We start from the raw sequence: 14,050 nt of genomic DNA on the forward strand, positions 1-14,050 counted from the left end.
GAAAGGAGAATATAGATGATTTATGTTCATTGGGCATTCTTAGCAGTCTACGTTGTTGTCATCATTATAGTGATGGTACGCGTATTGATGGATAACCGACAGCCAGCCAAGACAATGGCGTGGATGTTGGTGCTAACGTTTATCCCAATGTTAGGTATCATTCTTTACTTCTTCTTCGGTCAGACTACACGTAAAGAACGTAAGATATGGCAGTATAGTATGGACCAGCTGACAAAGCATTCCATGTTGGAGTTTGTAGAACAGAAGCGTCTTCATCTGCCTAATGAGTACCGAGAACTCATCAAACTCTTCATGAATCAGAACTGGGTCTTACCATTTAAGAATAACGAAACAGAGATTTATACTTCTGGATACGAGTTCTTTCCTTCTTTGTTAATGGAGATTGGTAAGGCTGAACATCATATCCATTTAGATACCTTTATTATTGCCAGTGACCCCTTGGGGCAGATTGTTGCTGATGCTTTGATTGATAAAGCACGACAAGGAGTTGAGGTACGTGTTATCTATGATGATGTAGGTTCTTGGAAAACAAAGAATCGTTTCTTTGACCGTATGCGTGCTGAGGGAATAGAAGTATATGCCTTCATGCCTGTACGCTTCCCAATCTTTACCAGTAAGGTGAACTATCGTAATCATAGAAAGATATGTGTCATAGATGGTGAAGTTGGTTTTATCGGTGGTATGAATATCGCCAATCGCTATGTGAAAGGGATAAAGAAATTAGCTTGGCGTGATACACATGTTAAGATAACTGGTGCTGCGGTATATGGTTTGCAACGTGCCTTCTTGGTAGATTGGTTCTTTGTGAGTCGTGAGTTGATAACCGACCATGTTTATTATCCGGTCAGTAAGGTTGCTGAGAATGATAGTCTTATTCAGATTGTCACCAGTAGTCCAACAAGTTTATGGCCAGAGATTGAGCAAGGATACGTAAGAGTACTTACCAGTGCGAAGCAATATGTCTATATGGAAACACCTTACTTCCTGCCTACTGACCCAATCCTCTTTGCTATGCGTACTGCAGCCTTGTCGGGAGTAGATGTAAGACTGATGATTCCTTACGAGACAGACACTAAGATAGTGGAATGGGCTTCACGCACTTATGTCTTAGCAACGGTGAAAGCGGGAGTAAAAGTTTATTTATATAAGGCTGGCTTTAATCATTCAAAACTTCTTGTTGCCGATGATAGTATAGCAACGATTGGTTCTACTAATGTTGACTTCCGTAGCTTTGAGAATGACTTTGAAGCAAATGCTTTCTTCTATGATAAGAAAATAGCATTAGAAGTAAAGGATATCTTCTTAACAGATCAAGAAGAGTGTGTTGCTTTGGAAGATGTACGAAACCTTACACATCGTTCCTTCTTACAACGCCTTTGGGAATCAATGGTAAGACTTTTGAGCCCACTGTTTTAAAAGGGGCAAAGGGTTTACAGTTATAATTCTTCCTTTTTAAAAACAGTATCTTTACACCTCTTCTTTGTAGAAAGGCGACTGAAGATGAGATAGTTTTCTTTCAATTTATTCTTTTATTCTACTTTTTCTTTTTACCTTTGTGCCGTGAAACAATTAGCAATGACATATCCAGCCAATTCAGCGCAGCAAAGAAACTTTGATTTCTTTGCCTTTTTTAGTGCTTTATATTTGGTAGTTTCAGATATTTTGCTAACGCACACGCACACAGGCGCTACTAGCGTTTAATCATTCTTTTTTTCTTCCATTCTACGCGCGCGCGAAGCGTGGTGTAACCCTTGTAAACAAAGGACTTCTAGGAGTTTCCTTTGTTCGCTTTTTTGTGTCTTTTTGTCAAGAAGCAAAGAAGCAAAATAAGATTGGAAGATTTATGCTGATTTCGTATTTATGGTTATTCTTTTGCTATATTTTTCTGCAAATTTTGTGATGGGCGTTTGCCAATAATAGTAATAACTCAATAGAAAGATAGTTTCTTATTTTTGTAGCAATACAATATATTTTTTAATGAATCAATTATGGAGAAAAAACAATTAAAAAAGAAAAAGTATGAAAGTCCTAGGATTGGGATATTTCATTATGTATCGGACACTTCTCTCATGGAAACGTCATTTCCAAATGATGGTGGTCATACCAAAGCTGGTGACGACGGTCAGTCTCTTAATGCTAAACAAGCATTATTCTTTGAGGAAGATACAAAGGAAAGTGAAACCCATAATCAGTGGGATTCTAATTAATCAGAAAGTTTAGAATTTAACAAACAAAAAGATGAAGTTAAAAACATTATTATTATTAGCTTTTGTAGCTCTGATTTCCTTTACGGGATGTGCTGGAGATGAGGTTACAGCGAATCAGGATGAAAAACAGGGTATGACAGCATTTGTAGTTGAAGAGAATGCCTCTCCTGTCACACGTACTACTGCGGAATATGACGGTAGTGGAATTAATTTTTTCTGGACACCCTATGATTTCATTTGGGTTAATAACTCAGCAGCTTCACCAGCTTTACAAATGAATGCTCGGAATGACATTCCGTCTACTGGTAAGGCTGCTAAAGCGAAGTTCTGGTTCAATGGAAATTTTACGGCTAGCAGTTATCCTCTCCGTTATACTACAGGAACTGGTAAGGGAGACGAGGTCAGAATATCTTCCTATCAGATACAAAAAGAACCGAATGATGCTTCGCATTTTGGGTCCTCTGGAAATTGCGGAACAGCAACTGCGCATAATGCCAATGGGGTCTACAAGTTTATATTAGATCATAAAGCATCTTACATTACTTTCCTACCTTATTCAACTGATGGATCTATTAAGGAGACGATTATACAAAAGATAAAGGTAGAGGCAAATAAGGCTATTGCTGGTACCTATTCCTTTGATGACAATGGATTAGATACTACGTCGCCCACGGGTTCTTCAAATGATATAACTTTAATGCTGAAGGTTAATTATTATGATGGATTTCCAGTACCATCATCTCCGTCTGCTACCACAAATGCAGCATTGATGGTTATTGCTCCAGGTACTTATAGTAGCCTGAAAGTGACTTATACAATCTATGATCCCGAAACTACGGTGAGCGGAGATATTGTAAAAGAGTATAGTAATGTCACATTTATAGCCGGGAAGAACAAAAAGATTAGTACTGATCTTAAGGTGCCAATAATGGGAGACGATTTCTATATGTGGGATGCACAGCAGGAAGCTTGGGCTGGATTTAAAATGTATCAGTCATTTAAGAAGAATGCACCGGATAGTCATTATCCATCAAGTAAGACAAGCGACCCTCTACGTTGGTATAATGATGCAGCTGGTAATCCTGTGGCTGCAAACACGGCAAAAGACTGTCCTAACTTCAATGAAACCCTGTGGTATATCTTGAAGGGTGATCCTCACTTAGTAAGTGGTCTTTGCTCCATGAGAGGTCATTTGTTTTATATGGATGGTGTATGGTTCAAGAAGAAAGCAAATATTCCTGGATTCCGTTCTGATGAGGGACCTGCTCCTTATAACTATGACTATAGGTTATCATCTAACGAACTAGGGAGTACAATGGACCACCCTGCAACATTGGGAGAACCTTCCAACAAGGCTGATTATTTCTTTGTAGCCGCTCCTCGTTTTGGCTATTCATACAGCGATGGAGGAATAGCTTCGTCTTTAGGAGGATTTGGAACCAATGATGGAAATCCAACCATTTGGGGTACTGTCTTCTGGACAAGTACGGGTAACAGCAATTTTGGTCCTCGAGCCTATGGTATCATGCTGAATCCTTCTGTTCCTTCTGTTCGTACGGAAACTTGGGGTCGCGGTAATGCTGCCTCTATATGGAAGGGAGAGTAGGATTGGATTTCTGTATTTCGTAGTCTTTTAAGATGACGGAATATTAAGTATATTGTATTTTCAACGGAGTGTAACATACAGATTACGCTCCGTTTTGTTGTTAGAATACCTATCTTGACAAAAGTACATTTCGTGGAGGACGAAAGTATATTTCGTGAGGTACGAAAGTATATTTTGTCAATGATAGAAGCAAGTTGAATTTTAAGGAGAACAATTTGTTGAAAATAGAGTGCGGAGAGAGGAAAATTTATATGCGGTTGCAAGAAAATTTCTAACCCGTTAGAAATTTACGGGGAACGTGTTAGCGAGAAATTTCTAACGGGTTAGAAATTTTCTTCCGACCCGTTAGAAATTTTGCTCTGACCTGTTGCATTTTAAAACCTTCGCATTATATCGATTTTCCAAGCTTTGCGAAGGTTTTATTTTTTCTTGAATATTGGAGAATCCAGAGGGGAAATCTATCTGAGCAACGTGAAGTTTACGCTACCATAACTCCTATGTTCAATGAAGTGTGGGTGAGCGGAGAAATCATTGGTTTTACCATGTTCAAAGACAAGTAGACCATCTTCCTTCAATAGGTCATATTGGAAGATGAGGTCAGGAATAGTATCTAATTCTGGCAATGCGTAGGGAGGGTCGGCAAAGATGAGGTCAAACTTCTGGTGACAACTTTTTAGAAAACGGAACACATCTCCTTTTATCAATATATGCTCGTCTGTGCCAAGTTTCTCCATACATTGACTGATAAAGCGGGCATGGTCACGGTCTTTCTCTACGCTTATCACTTGTTGGCAACCACGTGATAAGAGTTCTAAGGATATACTTCCCGTACCTGCAAAGAGGTCGAGTGCGGTTGTTTCTTCCCAATCCACGTATGCATTGATAACATTAAAGATGTTTTCTTTAGCAAAGTCTGTTGTTGGGCGTGCCTTGAAGGTGCGTGGAATATCAAAATGTCTGCCTTTATACTTTCCTGTTATGATTCGCATAGTTTCTATTTTTAGGAGTGAAGGGGTGAAATGGAGTTAAGGAGTGAAATGGAGTTAAGACATTAGTCTTTTATCGAAGATGTGAGTGGTTTAACTTATTCTATACCTTGATCTTCCTCTATTTCTTTTATTCCAGATAGATAGTTTTCATGTCGTAGGGAATATCTGTACGTTTAGCCAACTGGCTATTATTGAAGTAAACCTCCTGATTGATAACCCTACAGAACTTCAAATGCTGTTTTACTTTATCAATGAGCCAGTCTTGGTAATGTATGTCACCGACAATATATAACTCATCTTTCTCTACATCCATTCCTGTTAGCTTCCATATATAAAGGAGGTAATACAAAGCATCATGCTCATTGGTTGCTTCGTATGAATTACTGAAGCGGAATCTATTTTGTTGGAAACTGAAAACCTCCATACGCTTCTCATGGAAATAAGCATAAAGCTTTCTACGTGGACCAGCGTAAGAACGACGATAGAGATGCGTCCATACCGACTGCATAAGCGGTTGTATACGAATGTCCTTGAAATGGTCGTCGATAACGAGTTTGAGGTCTTTGTTAATTGCAAAGACAGCAATCGCATTCAAGTCAGGTAGGATACTCGATAGAATCTCCTCGTTACCTTGTCTATGATAAGTATGATGATAAAGTGTCTCGATATCCTGTGTACCAAAGTCGTCAATAGGCATGAGCATCACAGGGGTATCAATCTCTGCTAACAAACGTTTGTATCCACTCTGCAGCAATTCAGAAACCTTGAAGGCTTCGCGTAGATTGGCAGCAACAGAGATACCCATATTCATCTCGTAGGGTTCATAAACGAGCATACCATTCTCTTGTGGGTCACCCACAGCAAATGCCATATTGTTCCTGCTAAATCTGATAGTAAGTCGCAGTTTTTTATCGGATATATTATTGTCTGTTTCTGTCATTACGAACGTTGTATAGCTTTTATCACCTGCAAACTTACACATTTTTTCCGATTTCATTGGTTATCTGCTTGATAAATATCATCGAATGGTATTCTTTAAAGTATTAAAAAAGGGAAAATTAGCGTTTGATACTTAAAAAAGATATAACTTTGCACTCGCTTATTAAATGCTATAACTATTCAAACGATCATGTTTGATGGTGGTGTTGAATAATAACTTTTTTACATGGCAAGACAGTTCTTTGTTATCTTCGGATGCTTAGCATTAGGAGAGTTTATTGTTTGGGCTACAGGAATAAAACTGCCGTCCAGTATCATTGGAATGCTTCTTCTTACACTTTTTCTAAAGTTAGGATGGGTGAAGTTAGCTTGGGTGGAGCGATTATCACAGCTTCTGATAGCAAATCTCGGCTTCTTCTTTGTACCGCCTGGGGTGGCTCTTATTCTCTATCTTGATCTTATTAAGGCTCAATGGTTCCCTATTGTTACTGCAACAGTAGTCAGTACTCTTTTGGTATTGGTTGTTACAGGACAGATGCATCAACTTGTCATAAAGTTTGAACGTCGGTTGATGGCTATGGACTTACTTCATCATCGTGCTCATGCGCAGAAGATGAAGAAGATGCTGGAGGAAACCGAAGAGGTTGAAGCCATGGAAGAAGCTGAAAGAATAGAACTTGACAAAGCGTTACTCGGACAGGATAAGATAACTAAAACGGAGGAAAAATAATGGATTCGTGGGATGAAACAATCGGTCAGACTATTGACCTTATACAGGATGGTAAAGATATCTTTTCCAATCAGTATGTTATTTTGGCATTGACTTTTGCTGCCTTCTTTTACATCAAACGTCTACAGCAGCGTACTGGTTGGATGTTACTCAACCCTATCTTGATAGCTATCGTACTTATTATTGTCTATCTCAAGATAACTGGTGTTTCTTTTGCAGTCTATAAGCAAGGTGCCCAATTGATTGACTTCTGGCTTAAACCAGCAGTTGTAGCCTTAGGCGTACCACTTTATTTACAGCTTGATGCCATAAAGCGTCTGTGGTTACCAATCGTTCTGTCACAGTTTGTTGGCTGTTTGGTTGGTATTGTGAGTGTTGTTTTCGTAGCACAGCTTTGTGGCGCACCTGATATTATTGTCCTCTCAATGGCAAGTAAATCAGTAACAACACCTATTGCAATGGAGGTGACACAGAGCCTTGGAGGTATTCCTTCTCTTACTGCTGCCGTGGTGGTTGTCACTGGTATTATTGGTGCTTTGGTAGGCTTTAAGATGTTGTCCTATGGTCATGTAAATAGTCCTATCGCACAAGGTCTCTCTATGGGTGCCGCCTCTCATGCCGTTGGAGCATCAACCGCAATGGCATATAGCAGTAAGTATGGGGCTTTTGCGAGTTTAGGTATTACGCTGAACGGCATCTTCACTGCCCTGCTTACCCCAACGGTACTCCGCCTAATGGGAATTATTTAGGGCGTCTTTGTGTAATAGCGTGATAAAGTCTACTAAATGTAAGTAGAAAATCATACACGCTATTACACGAATAGTTTTAATTTCATTTTGCTGTCATATTTAACATTTTATATAATCCTACTGTTACATAGCAAGTTAGATAATGAATTAGGGTGACAGTAGTGACAGCAAAATCTCAACTTTTATCTCTGTAACATCAAGTGTGTGAGTATTTACTTATTGTTTAGTATCTTATAATAATTCGTAACTATTCAGCGATAATAGATATATAAGTGCATCTCAATTTCTCAAACCTTAAATAAGGCTTGAATCGCATTATATGGAGTTTTGTCGTGCTTCTTAGCTGTTTCTACAATCGAATGAAGTTCAAGAAAAGCGTCTGCTCCGAAGTCTGAACGAAATGTACAGGAGTTCTTCAGTTTGATTTTTAGCTTGCGTATTCCACGTTCGCTTCCATTATTGTCAAATGGTATCATCGGATTTTCAAGGAAATTGAAAATGTAATCTCTGCATTTGACTAGGGCTTTTTTGAACGTAATAAACTTTTTACCAAACTCCTCTATATTCTGTTTGAGCAGATTGTCTAAACGTCGGGTCCATGACACCTTGTCTATAACGTCGTTCGGATTGCTATTCCGCTCGTGAATGGCTTCACGGAACAGATTGGTTACTTTCCCAGACCACTCTTGCTCAGTGTTCAACTCTGATAGATATTGCAGTTTGCGGAGTAAGTGAGCAAGGCATACCTGGTGATTGAGGAAATGGAGTGCAAAGTATGCGCTATGGCGGTCGGTAACGGCAGTCATTCGTTCCAAGCTATCGCCAAATTTGTCTACTAATACCTTCGATCCTCTTCCATCAGCACGGAAAAGCAGTGTGTAATAAACGGTTTGTGCAATCCATGCCCAGTCGAGTCTTTTCTTACAGTACAAGCCGCTCTCATCGAAACCAACAACTGCTGATGACTTGATATATTCTTTAATTTTATCAATCACAGGTTGCGCATTTCTCTTTGCCTCATTTACCCAGTTCACCAGCGAGCCTTCGCTTGGAGTGAGTCCAAATACCTCACGCAAAAAAGTTGCTATGCGACCATAAGGAAGAAATTGCACGACACTCAGATAAACCACTAAGGTCTTTACGCTTGAATCATATACCACGTTGTTTGACCGCCGTCTCGGTGCTGTCCGAATACGTTCACCACAGTTCTTGCATACCATCACATAGTGTCGGATTTCCTTGATTACGGGCTTCAACTCTGGAATGGAAATAACCTGCGTCACATAATCAAGCACACGTTCCGTATCTGATAAAGATTCTCCGCAACGAGTGCAATAGTTGGGTACCTCATCGATTATCTCGTCAGGTATGGAAGAGCAAGACAACTTATGCCCATCATGCCCCTTTTGTCCTCCCGGCTTCTTACCACTTGGCTTACGGAGGCTTCTTATTTTTCTGATAACCTCATCCTTTATACGCTCCTTGCTTGGCGGAGTGCTGCTGTTATTAGAGTTTTTGTCAGGTTTTTCATACTTAGCCAAGCGTTCCCGTAAGTTTATAAGTTCCGTATCTTTCTTGCGAATTTCAAGGTTCAGAGCATTTATGTTACGATTCAATTTAATAATCTCGGCATACTGCTGATTGACAGTTGCACGCAATAATCGCATCTCTTCCGTCATGGCTTGTAATACTTTTGATATGTCCGTAACCTGCTCTTTTATAGGTATAAAGGTACAAATAAAATCTGAAATACGCAAGAAAAATAAGTATCTTTATAGCCTTTATACGAAGATTTTAGAGGAGAGAATACAGACTGAACAATACCGCTGAATAGTTACCATTAAAGTTATATGCATTAAAGAAATCTAAAATTAGTTCTTTGTGTTTAAGCATCAAGTCATAGGCATATTTGAATCCAGCTAAAAAGAAAGAAGACAATTCTCGTGATATTGGTAAACATTCTTGTTTATATCGTGGCAGGTGGAGATTTTCTGTGTTAAATTTAAACAAGACTGAAGAAATTCTATTTCCTTCTTCAATTTTGCTAAACATCCAATCTGGTAGAATACCTGTTCTAATAACAGAATTTTGTATGTATTGTACAAGTGGTGTTGTATCCTGATACGGAATAGGACTGTTAATTAATGCTTCACAATCAAGAATGCAGGGTTGGTTGTCTGAAAACAAAATGTTATCAGGGATAATATCTTGCGAATTTAGAAAGTAGAATGCACATAAAAGTACACCCCAATTATGATAATATGTAGTTAAGTCAGACCGATCGTTTAGTTCTGAGCCATATGTTTTGTGTATATGCCAAGAGTGATCTTTGTAATTCTTGAACTCAGGGATCCTAAGCTTAATCTTCAACCCCAAAGTAGATAAGAAACGAATATAATCTACTAAAAATTGTTCGTTGTCTGCATTCCTCGGCTTATAATAAAGTCTCTTCCCACAATCAAAATCCACCGCCATAACACATTTGCCAAAGTGAATGTCTCTTGAGAACATTTTAACCTTCTCTATATTTGACTCTTCTAATTCAAAGAAATCATTTAATTGAGACTTCTCTTCCTCAAATTTGTGGGAGAAAGAAGTAACATAATTAATAATCCTGTAAGTGTAGGTTTCTAACAGATGGATAAGATTAGGATATTTCTCAAAAAAAATATTTTATCCATTCATCATTTCGTGACAAAGTGTTTATAAAAAAAAACTCCTTCTCTTTTTGATTAGCCCCTTTTGCCAAATTGTAGTTTATAGCTAATTTTAACTCGTATTTGTAAACTGAGTCCATATAATTTGAATAAGCATACCTTACAATTTAATATGCAACATCGTTTATGCACTCTTTATTTAGGCATTGAGCATCTTTTAGCGAGAGTGAAATTAATTTGACTACTAATACATAATATGACGCACAAAAACATCCCTCATACATTGCAGAAGGTGTACAGGAAAGAGAGTTGTTACGGACTGCAGAGAGCATCGCAAGCATTGGTGCGCACTATGGCGTAAATGGTAAGCTGTTATCCACACAGTACAAGGAATATTTCAGTGATTATCGTAGCTGGGATCAGTTGGATCATGCTCAAGACTGGCTATTGTTTGAAGATAACATAGGAGAGAATCTAAGTATCGATGAGACCTGTTTAAGCAGTGGCGAGGTTTATACTTTTCTAACCAACAAGGCGGGAAAGGGCAGAAAAGGGACTTTGGTAGCTGTGGTTAAAGGGACCAAGGCAGAGGACGTTATTCAGGTTCTCAAGAAGATAAACCTTTCTAAACGGAAGACTGTCAAGGAGATAACGCTCGATTTGTCATCTTCTATGATGCGCATAGCCCGCTCTGTTTTTCCCAAAGCACTTATTACCAATGATAGATTTCATGTACAGAAACTATATTATGATGCTCTGGATGACATGCGTATTGCTTACCGATGGATGGCAAGAGATAAAGAGAACGAGGAGATAAAAGAAGCTAAAAGTAAGGGAAAGGAATATATACCATTTAGATACAGCAATGGTGACACCGTAAGCAGTTGCTCGCCAGAGCAAAGTTCATATTGACCAAGCACAAGACCAAGTGGACTGAAACACAGAAAGACAGAGCACAAATCATCTTTGAACATTATCCGACACTGAAAAAGGCGTATGATTTGGCTATGAAACTTACCGATATTTATAACATCAAGAGCATCAAGGATGCTGCAAGGCTGAAGCTGGCTAAATGGTTTAATGAGGTAGAAGAGTTGGGAGTGGACAATTTCTACACAGTGATTGACACGTTTGAAAATCATTATCAAACCATACTCAATTTCTTTGTAAACAGAGCTACGAATGCAAATGCCGAGTCATTCAATGCTAAAGTTAAGGCATTCAGGGCACAGTTCAGAGGAGTCACAGATATTCCTTTCTTTTTATATAGGCTTATGAAATTGTGTGCTTAAGAGGATAGGCTTGCAACTGGGTTTTAGGACTGACCCGTTGTTACATAAGAGCAACCTGGTTATAAAAGTGTCATTTTCGTCATTAAACATACCCACCACTATATACGATTAATAATTACTTATATGTTGCGAACCTAACTAATTTTTCTTGATTTTGCAAATATTTACTTCTAAAAAATTCACACTGGACTATTTTTAACATTTCGATGTGCCAAAATATTGTATATACCTGAACTCGGGATAAGAAAAGTCTGCAAAAAGTTGGTAATCTCATTATATTTTTGTAACTTTATAGTTGAAAATCAATCAATTACAATAAATATAACAATGATTACCAAGGACAAAATTACTGAAATTTTCTGTATTGCAGATGACTTTTGCAAAGAATTTGAGTTAGAAACTGATAAAATAGGTCTCTCCGAAAGGAATAAAGGATGTCATCGCCATCGCAGGTGGCGTATGAGTAAGTCTGAAATCATAACGATATTAATTTGCTTCCACTTTAATTCCTATCGTAATTTTCGTCACTATTATACCTTTTTCGTAAAAGAGCATTTAGCAGATTTATTTCCAAATCAATTGTCTTATAATCGTTTTCTTGAATTAGAGGCAAGAGTCTCTGTAGAGATGATGATGTTCCTGCAGATATGTTGTTTTGGGAGGTGTACTGGTATTAGTTTTATTGACTCAACTTGTATTCCAGTTTGTCATAATAAACGTATTTGTCGCAATAAGGTTTTTAGAAATTATGCAACAAGGGGTAAGAGTACAATGGGATGGTATTTTGGATTCAAACTACATCTTATCTGTAATGAAAGAGGTGAGATTCTAAACTTTATGCTCACTAAAGCAAATGTTGATGACCGAGACGAAAATGTATTTAACAGGTTGACAGAAAATGTGTTTGGTAAATTGTTTGCAGACAAAGGGTACATTTCTCAAGGATTATTTGAGCGATTGTTCAATGATGGAATAAATTTAGTTACTGGCATTAGGAGTAACATGAAAAACAAACTAATGCCACTTTATGATAGACTTCTTCTAAGGAAAAGATCTGTAATAGAGACTATCAATGATGAGCTAAAGAATGTAGCTCAATTAGTGCATTCAAGGCATAGAAGCATATTTAATTTCGCAATGAATGTTCTCTCTGCTATTGCAGCCTACTGCTTCTTTGAGAAAAAGCCAGCAGTGAACATAGACTTTGCTATAGAGCAACATTCGGGACAGCTTACATTATTCTAAAGTAATCTGTTTTATTATTATCTTTAGACCCAATCAAAAGATTGAGTCTAAAGAGCCGTTGTACTAAACCAAACAGAAGAGTCGTATGATACTTAGCCCGAGTTCAGGTGTATATTTCATCATTTTTTCTGAATTCTCTTACTTCATGTGCCGAGGTATTCCTTAGAATTCTTGGATTGTTGGGAATAAATTACTACCTTTACCCCATCAATTAAAGTGTTCTTTGAGGCAATGCAGAATAAAGAAAGGGAAAGAAACTCGCTCGTTTCCATCTCGTAACCCATTTACCCTTTATTCTTTCTTAGTTTTCTGATTATCTGAAAGATACAATATTCTTGAATCTTTTTCTGGCATATAATGTTTATGAAAAAGAAAATTCTCACGTTGCTCATGTCTGGCTGCTATGGTATTCTTGCTGCACAAACTACGGGAACGGTCGTAGATGAAAACAAGCAACCATTACCAGCTGCAACGGTTTCGTTGTTTCGTGAAAGCGAAAATAAGATGATTAGTGGAGTAGTAACTGATATGAATGGTAGCTTTGAGCTGAATACGCATGAAGGAGAGAGCTATAAAATAAGGATATCCTTTGTAGGATATTCTACACAGGAAATTAAATGCCAAAACATCTCTAAGCATCTATCGGTGGGTACAATCGTGTTGGAGCCAGAGAGTAAGCAGCTTAATGACGTTACAGTGACCACCAACAACGTAATACAAAAAGCTGACCGACAAATAATTATCCCTAATCTGCTTCAGCAAAAAACATCAGGCAATGGTTTAAGTTTGTTGCAGCATCTTCAGCTTTCACGAATCTCTGTAAATACTCTCGACAGTAAGGTGACTACCACTATGGGGGATGCCGTAGAGTTACGTATTAATGGTGTAAAGGCAGAGATACAGGAGGTGAAGGCTCTCTTGCCAGCAGACGTATTGAGAATAGAATATCATGATAATCCTGGTCTAAGATACGGAAATATAGCTGCCGTAATTGACATTATCTTAAAAGAAAAGAAGAATGGTGGAAGCATCTCCGGAGAGTTTATGAACACTATCAATCCCTTAGGTATAGGAGATTATCAGTTATCGGGTAATTATCATGTAGGTAAGTCAAACTTTAAGACGTCTATAAACTGGAATCGGCGTGATATAAACTGGTTACGTGAAAACATGGAGGCTTTCCATGCAACGACCCCCAGTATCAGTAACTATGAGATAGGGCAAAAGACAAAGGCACGATATGATAACATCAATCTATCCATAGGATACGATTACATAAATAGCGGAAACATATTGAGTGTTACTTTTCGTGATTTATATAACAATACACCTCATGCGGTATTTGATAGAAATTCCAAACTTATTCAGAATAGCAACACATTCGATATCATGGACCGCACCAAGTCAAGGAGCAACAATCCATCGTTAGATATTTATTATCAACATGAGTTTACCAAGGATAAGCATCTTTTCTTTGACCTGATAGGAACATATATCAATACTAAGAACGACCGTTTATATCGCCAATCTCAGGGAAATTCTGTACAAGAAATATCTTCCCATGTTGATGGTAATAAATATTCAGCTATAAGTAGGTCGTAAGAATTAATTTATA

At 38.1% G+C, this 14,050-nt stretch carries 11 protein-coding genes and 1 pseudogene; 8 read left to right on the plus strand and 4 right to left on the minus strand.

Annotation, left to right across the window (positions count from 1 at the left end; genetic code table 11):
* Positions 1-15 precede the first annotated feature (15 nt).
* The 3 genes from cls to FIU21_RS09965 all read left to right on the plus strand — a co-directional run bounded on the left by cls (position 16) and on the right by FIU21_RS09965 (position 3,834).
* Positions 16-1,437 carry a cardiolipin synthase gene (gene cls, locus FIU21_RS09955; protein ID WP_004360770.1) on the plus strand — a complete coding sequence of 474 codons (1,422 nt, stop codon included), beginning with the start codon at positions 16-18 and terminating at the stop codon, positions 1,435-1,437.
* A 653-nt stretch (positions 1,438-2,090) separates the two neighbouring features.
* The gene (locus FIU21_RS13395) at positions 2,091-2,228 is read left to right on the plus strand and encodes a hypothetical protein (protein ID WP_254361442.1); all 138 of its coding nucleotides are present in this window, start codon (positions 2,091-2,093) and stop codon (positions 2,226-2,228) included.
* 31 nt (positions 2,229-2,259) lie between these two features.
* Complete coding sequence (locus tag FIU21_RS09965; RefSeq protein ID WP_004360766.1) at positions 2,260-3,834, plus strand: hypothetical protein; 1,575 nt, start codon at positions 2,260-2,262, stop codon at positions 3,832-3,834.
* A gap of 458 nt (positions 3,835-4,292) precedes the next feature.
* On the opposite strand, the gene rsmD is transcribed toward FIU21_RS09965, so the two are convergent.
* Both rsmD and FIU21_RS09975 read right to left on the minus strand, forming a co-directional pair.
* Positions 4,293-4,823 carry a 16S rRNA (guanine(966)-N(2))-methyltransferase RsmD gene (gene rsmD, locus FIU21_RS09970; protein WP_004360765.1) on the minus strand — a complete coding sequence of 177 codons (531 nt, stop codon included), beginning with the start codon at positions 4,821-4,823 and terminating at the stop codon, positions 4,293-4,295.
* Positions 4,824-4,950: 127 nt separating this feature from the next.
* Positions 4,951-5,763 carry a DUF3822 family protein gene (locus FIU21_RS09975; RefSeq protein WP_004360763.1) on the minus strand — a complete coding sequence of 271 codons (813 nt, stop codon included), beginning with the start codon at positions 5,761-5,763 and terminating at the stop codon, positions 4,951-4,953.
* A 225-nt stretch (positions 5,764-5,988) separates the two neighbouring features.
* Between FIU21_RS09975 and FIU21_RS09980 the strand changes: the two genes are divergently transcribed.
* Positions 5,989-6,492 carry a CidA/LrgA family protein gene (locus tag FIU21_RS09980; protein ID WP_004360760.1) on the plus strand — a complete coding sequence of 168 codons (504 nt, stop codon included), beginning with the start codon at positions 5,989-5,991 and terminating at the stop codon, positions 6,490-6,492.
* The gene (locus tag FIU21_RS09985; protein WP_004360757.1) at positions 6,492-7,241 is read left to right on the plus strand and encodes an LrgB family protein; all 750 of its coding nucleotides are present in this window, start codon (positions 6,492-6,494) and stop codon (positions 7,239-7,241) included. Before FIU21_RS09980 ends, FIU21_RS09985 begins: the two co-directional genes overlap by 1 nt.
* A gap of 287 nt (positions 7,242-7,528) precedes the next feature.
* On the opposite strand, the gene tnpC is transcribed toward FIU21_RS09985, so the two are convergent.
* Positions 7,529-8,908 carry an IS66 family transposase gene (gene tnpC / locus FIU21_RS09990; RefSeq protein WP_172891412.1) on the minus strand — a complete coding sequence of 460 codons (1,380 nt, stop codon included), beginning with the start codon at positions 8,906-8,908 and terminating at the stop codon, positions 7,529-7,531.
* Between the two features lie 127 nt (positions 8,909-9,035).
* On the minus strand, positions 9,036-9,911 hold the full coding sequence (locus tag FIU21_RS09995; RefSeq protein ID WP_172891413.1) for a DUF4135 domain-containing protein: 876 nt from the start codon (positions 9,909-9,911) through the stop codon (positions 9,036-9,038).
* 296 nt (positions 9,912-10,207) lie between these two features.
* Between FIU21_RS09995 and FIU21_RS13200 the strand changes: the two are divergent.
* The 3 genes and pseudogenes from FIU21_RS13200 to FIU21_RS10015 all read left to right on the plus strand — a co-directional run bounded on the left by FIU21_RS13200 (position 10,208) and on the right by FIU21_RS10015 (position 14,037).
* Positions 10,208-11,190: pseudogene (locus FIU21_RS13200) on the plus strand (ISAon1 family transposase).
* Positions 11,191-11,517: 327 nt separating this feature from the next.
* Positions 11,518-12,435: an IS982 family transposase gene (locus tag FIU21_RS10010; protein WP_172891381.1), complete on the plus strand. Its 918-nt coding sequence runs from the start codon at positions 11,518-11,520 to the stop codon at positions 12,433-12,435.
* A gap of 363 nt (positions 12,436-12,798) precedes the next feature.
* Positions 12,799-14,037: a TonB-dependent receptor gene (locus tag FIU21_RS10015; RefSeq protein ID WP_231291359.1), complete on the plus strand. Its 1,239-nt coding sequence runs from the start codon at positions 12,799-12,801 to the stop codon at positions 14,035-14,037.
* The last annotated feature ends 13 nt before the right edge of the window (positions 14,038-14,050 follow it).

It is taken from the genome of Prevotella melaninogenica, from assembly GCF_013267595.1.
Classification (GTDB): domain Bacteria; phylum Bacteroidota; class Bacteroidia; order Bacteroidales; family Bacteroidaceae; genus Prevotella; species Prevotella melaninogenica_D.

Bases quoted from the DNA above. Each gene is read 5' to 3' on its own strand.
- rsmD (WP_004360765.1), bottom strand. From the start codon at position 4,823: ATGCGAATCATAACAGGAAAGTATAAAGGCAGACATTTTGATATTCCA.
- FIU21_RS13395 (WP_254361442.1), top strand. From the start codon at position 2,091: ATGGAAACGTCATTTCCAAATGATGGTGGTCATACCAAAGCTGGTGAC.
- tnpC (WP_172891412.1), bottom strand. From the start codon at position 8,908: ATGCGATTATTGCGTGCAACTGTCAATCAGCAGTATGCCGAGATTATT.
- cls (WP_004360770.1), top strand. From the start codon at position 16: ATGATTTATGTTCATTGGGCATTCTTAGCAGTCTACGTTGTTGTCATC.
- FIU21_RS09985 (WP_004360757.1), top strand. From the start codon at position 6,492: ATGGATTCGTGGGATGAAACAATCGGTCAGACTATTGACCTTATACAG.
- FIU21_RS09980 (WP_004360760.1), top strand. From the start codon at position 5,989: ATGGCAAGACAGTTCTTTGTTATCTTCGGATGCTTAGCATTAGGAGAG.
- FIU21_RS10010 (WP_172891381.1), top strand. From the start codon at position 11,518: ATGATTACCAAGGACAAAATTACTGAAATTTTCTGTATTGCAGATGAC.
- FIU21_RS09965 (WP_004360766.1), top strand. From the start codon at position 2,260: ATGAAGTTAAAAACATTATTATTATTAGCTTTTGTAGCTCTGATTTCC.
- FIU21_RS10015 (WP_231291359.1), top strand. From the start codon at position 12,799: ATGAAAAAGAAAATTCTCACGTTGCTCATGTCTGGCTGCTATGGTATT.
- FIU21_RS09975 (WP_004360763.1), bottom strand. From the start codon at position 5,763: ATGACAGAAACAGACAATAATATATCCGATAAAAAACTGCGACTTACT.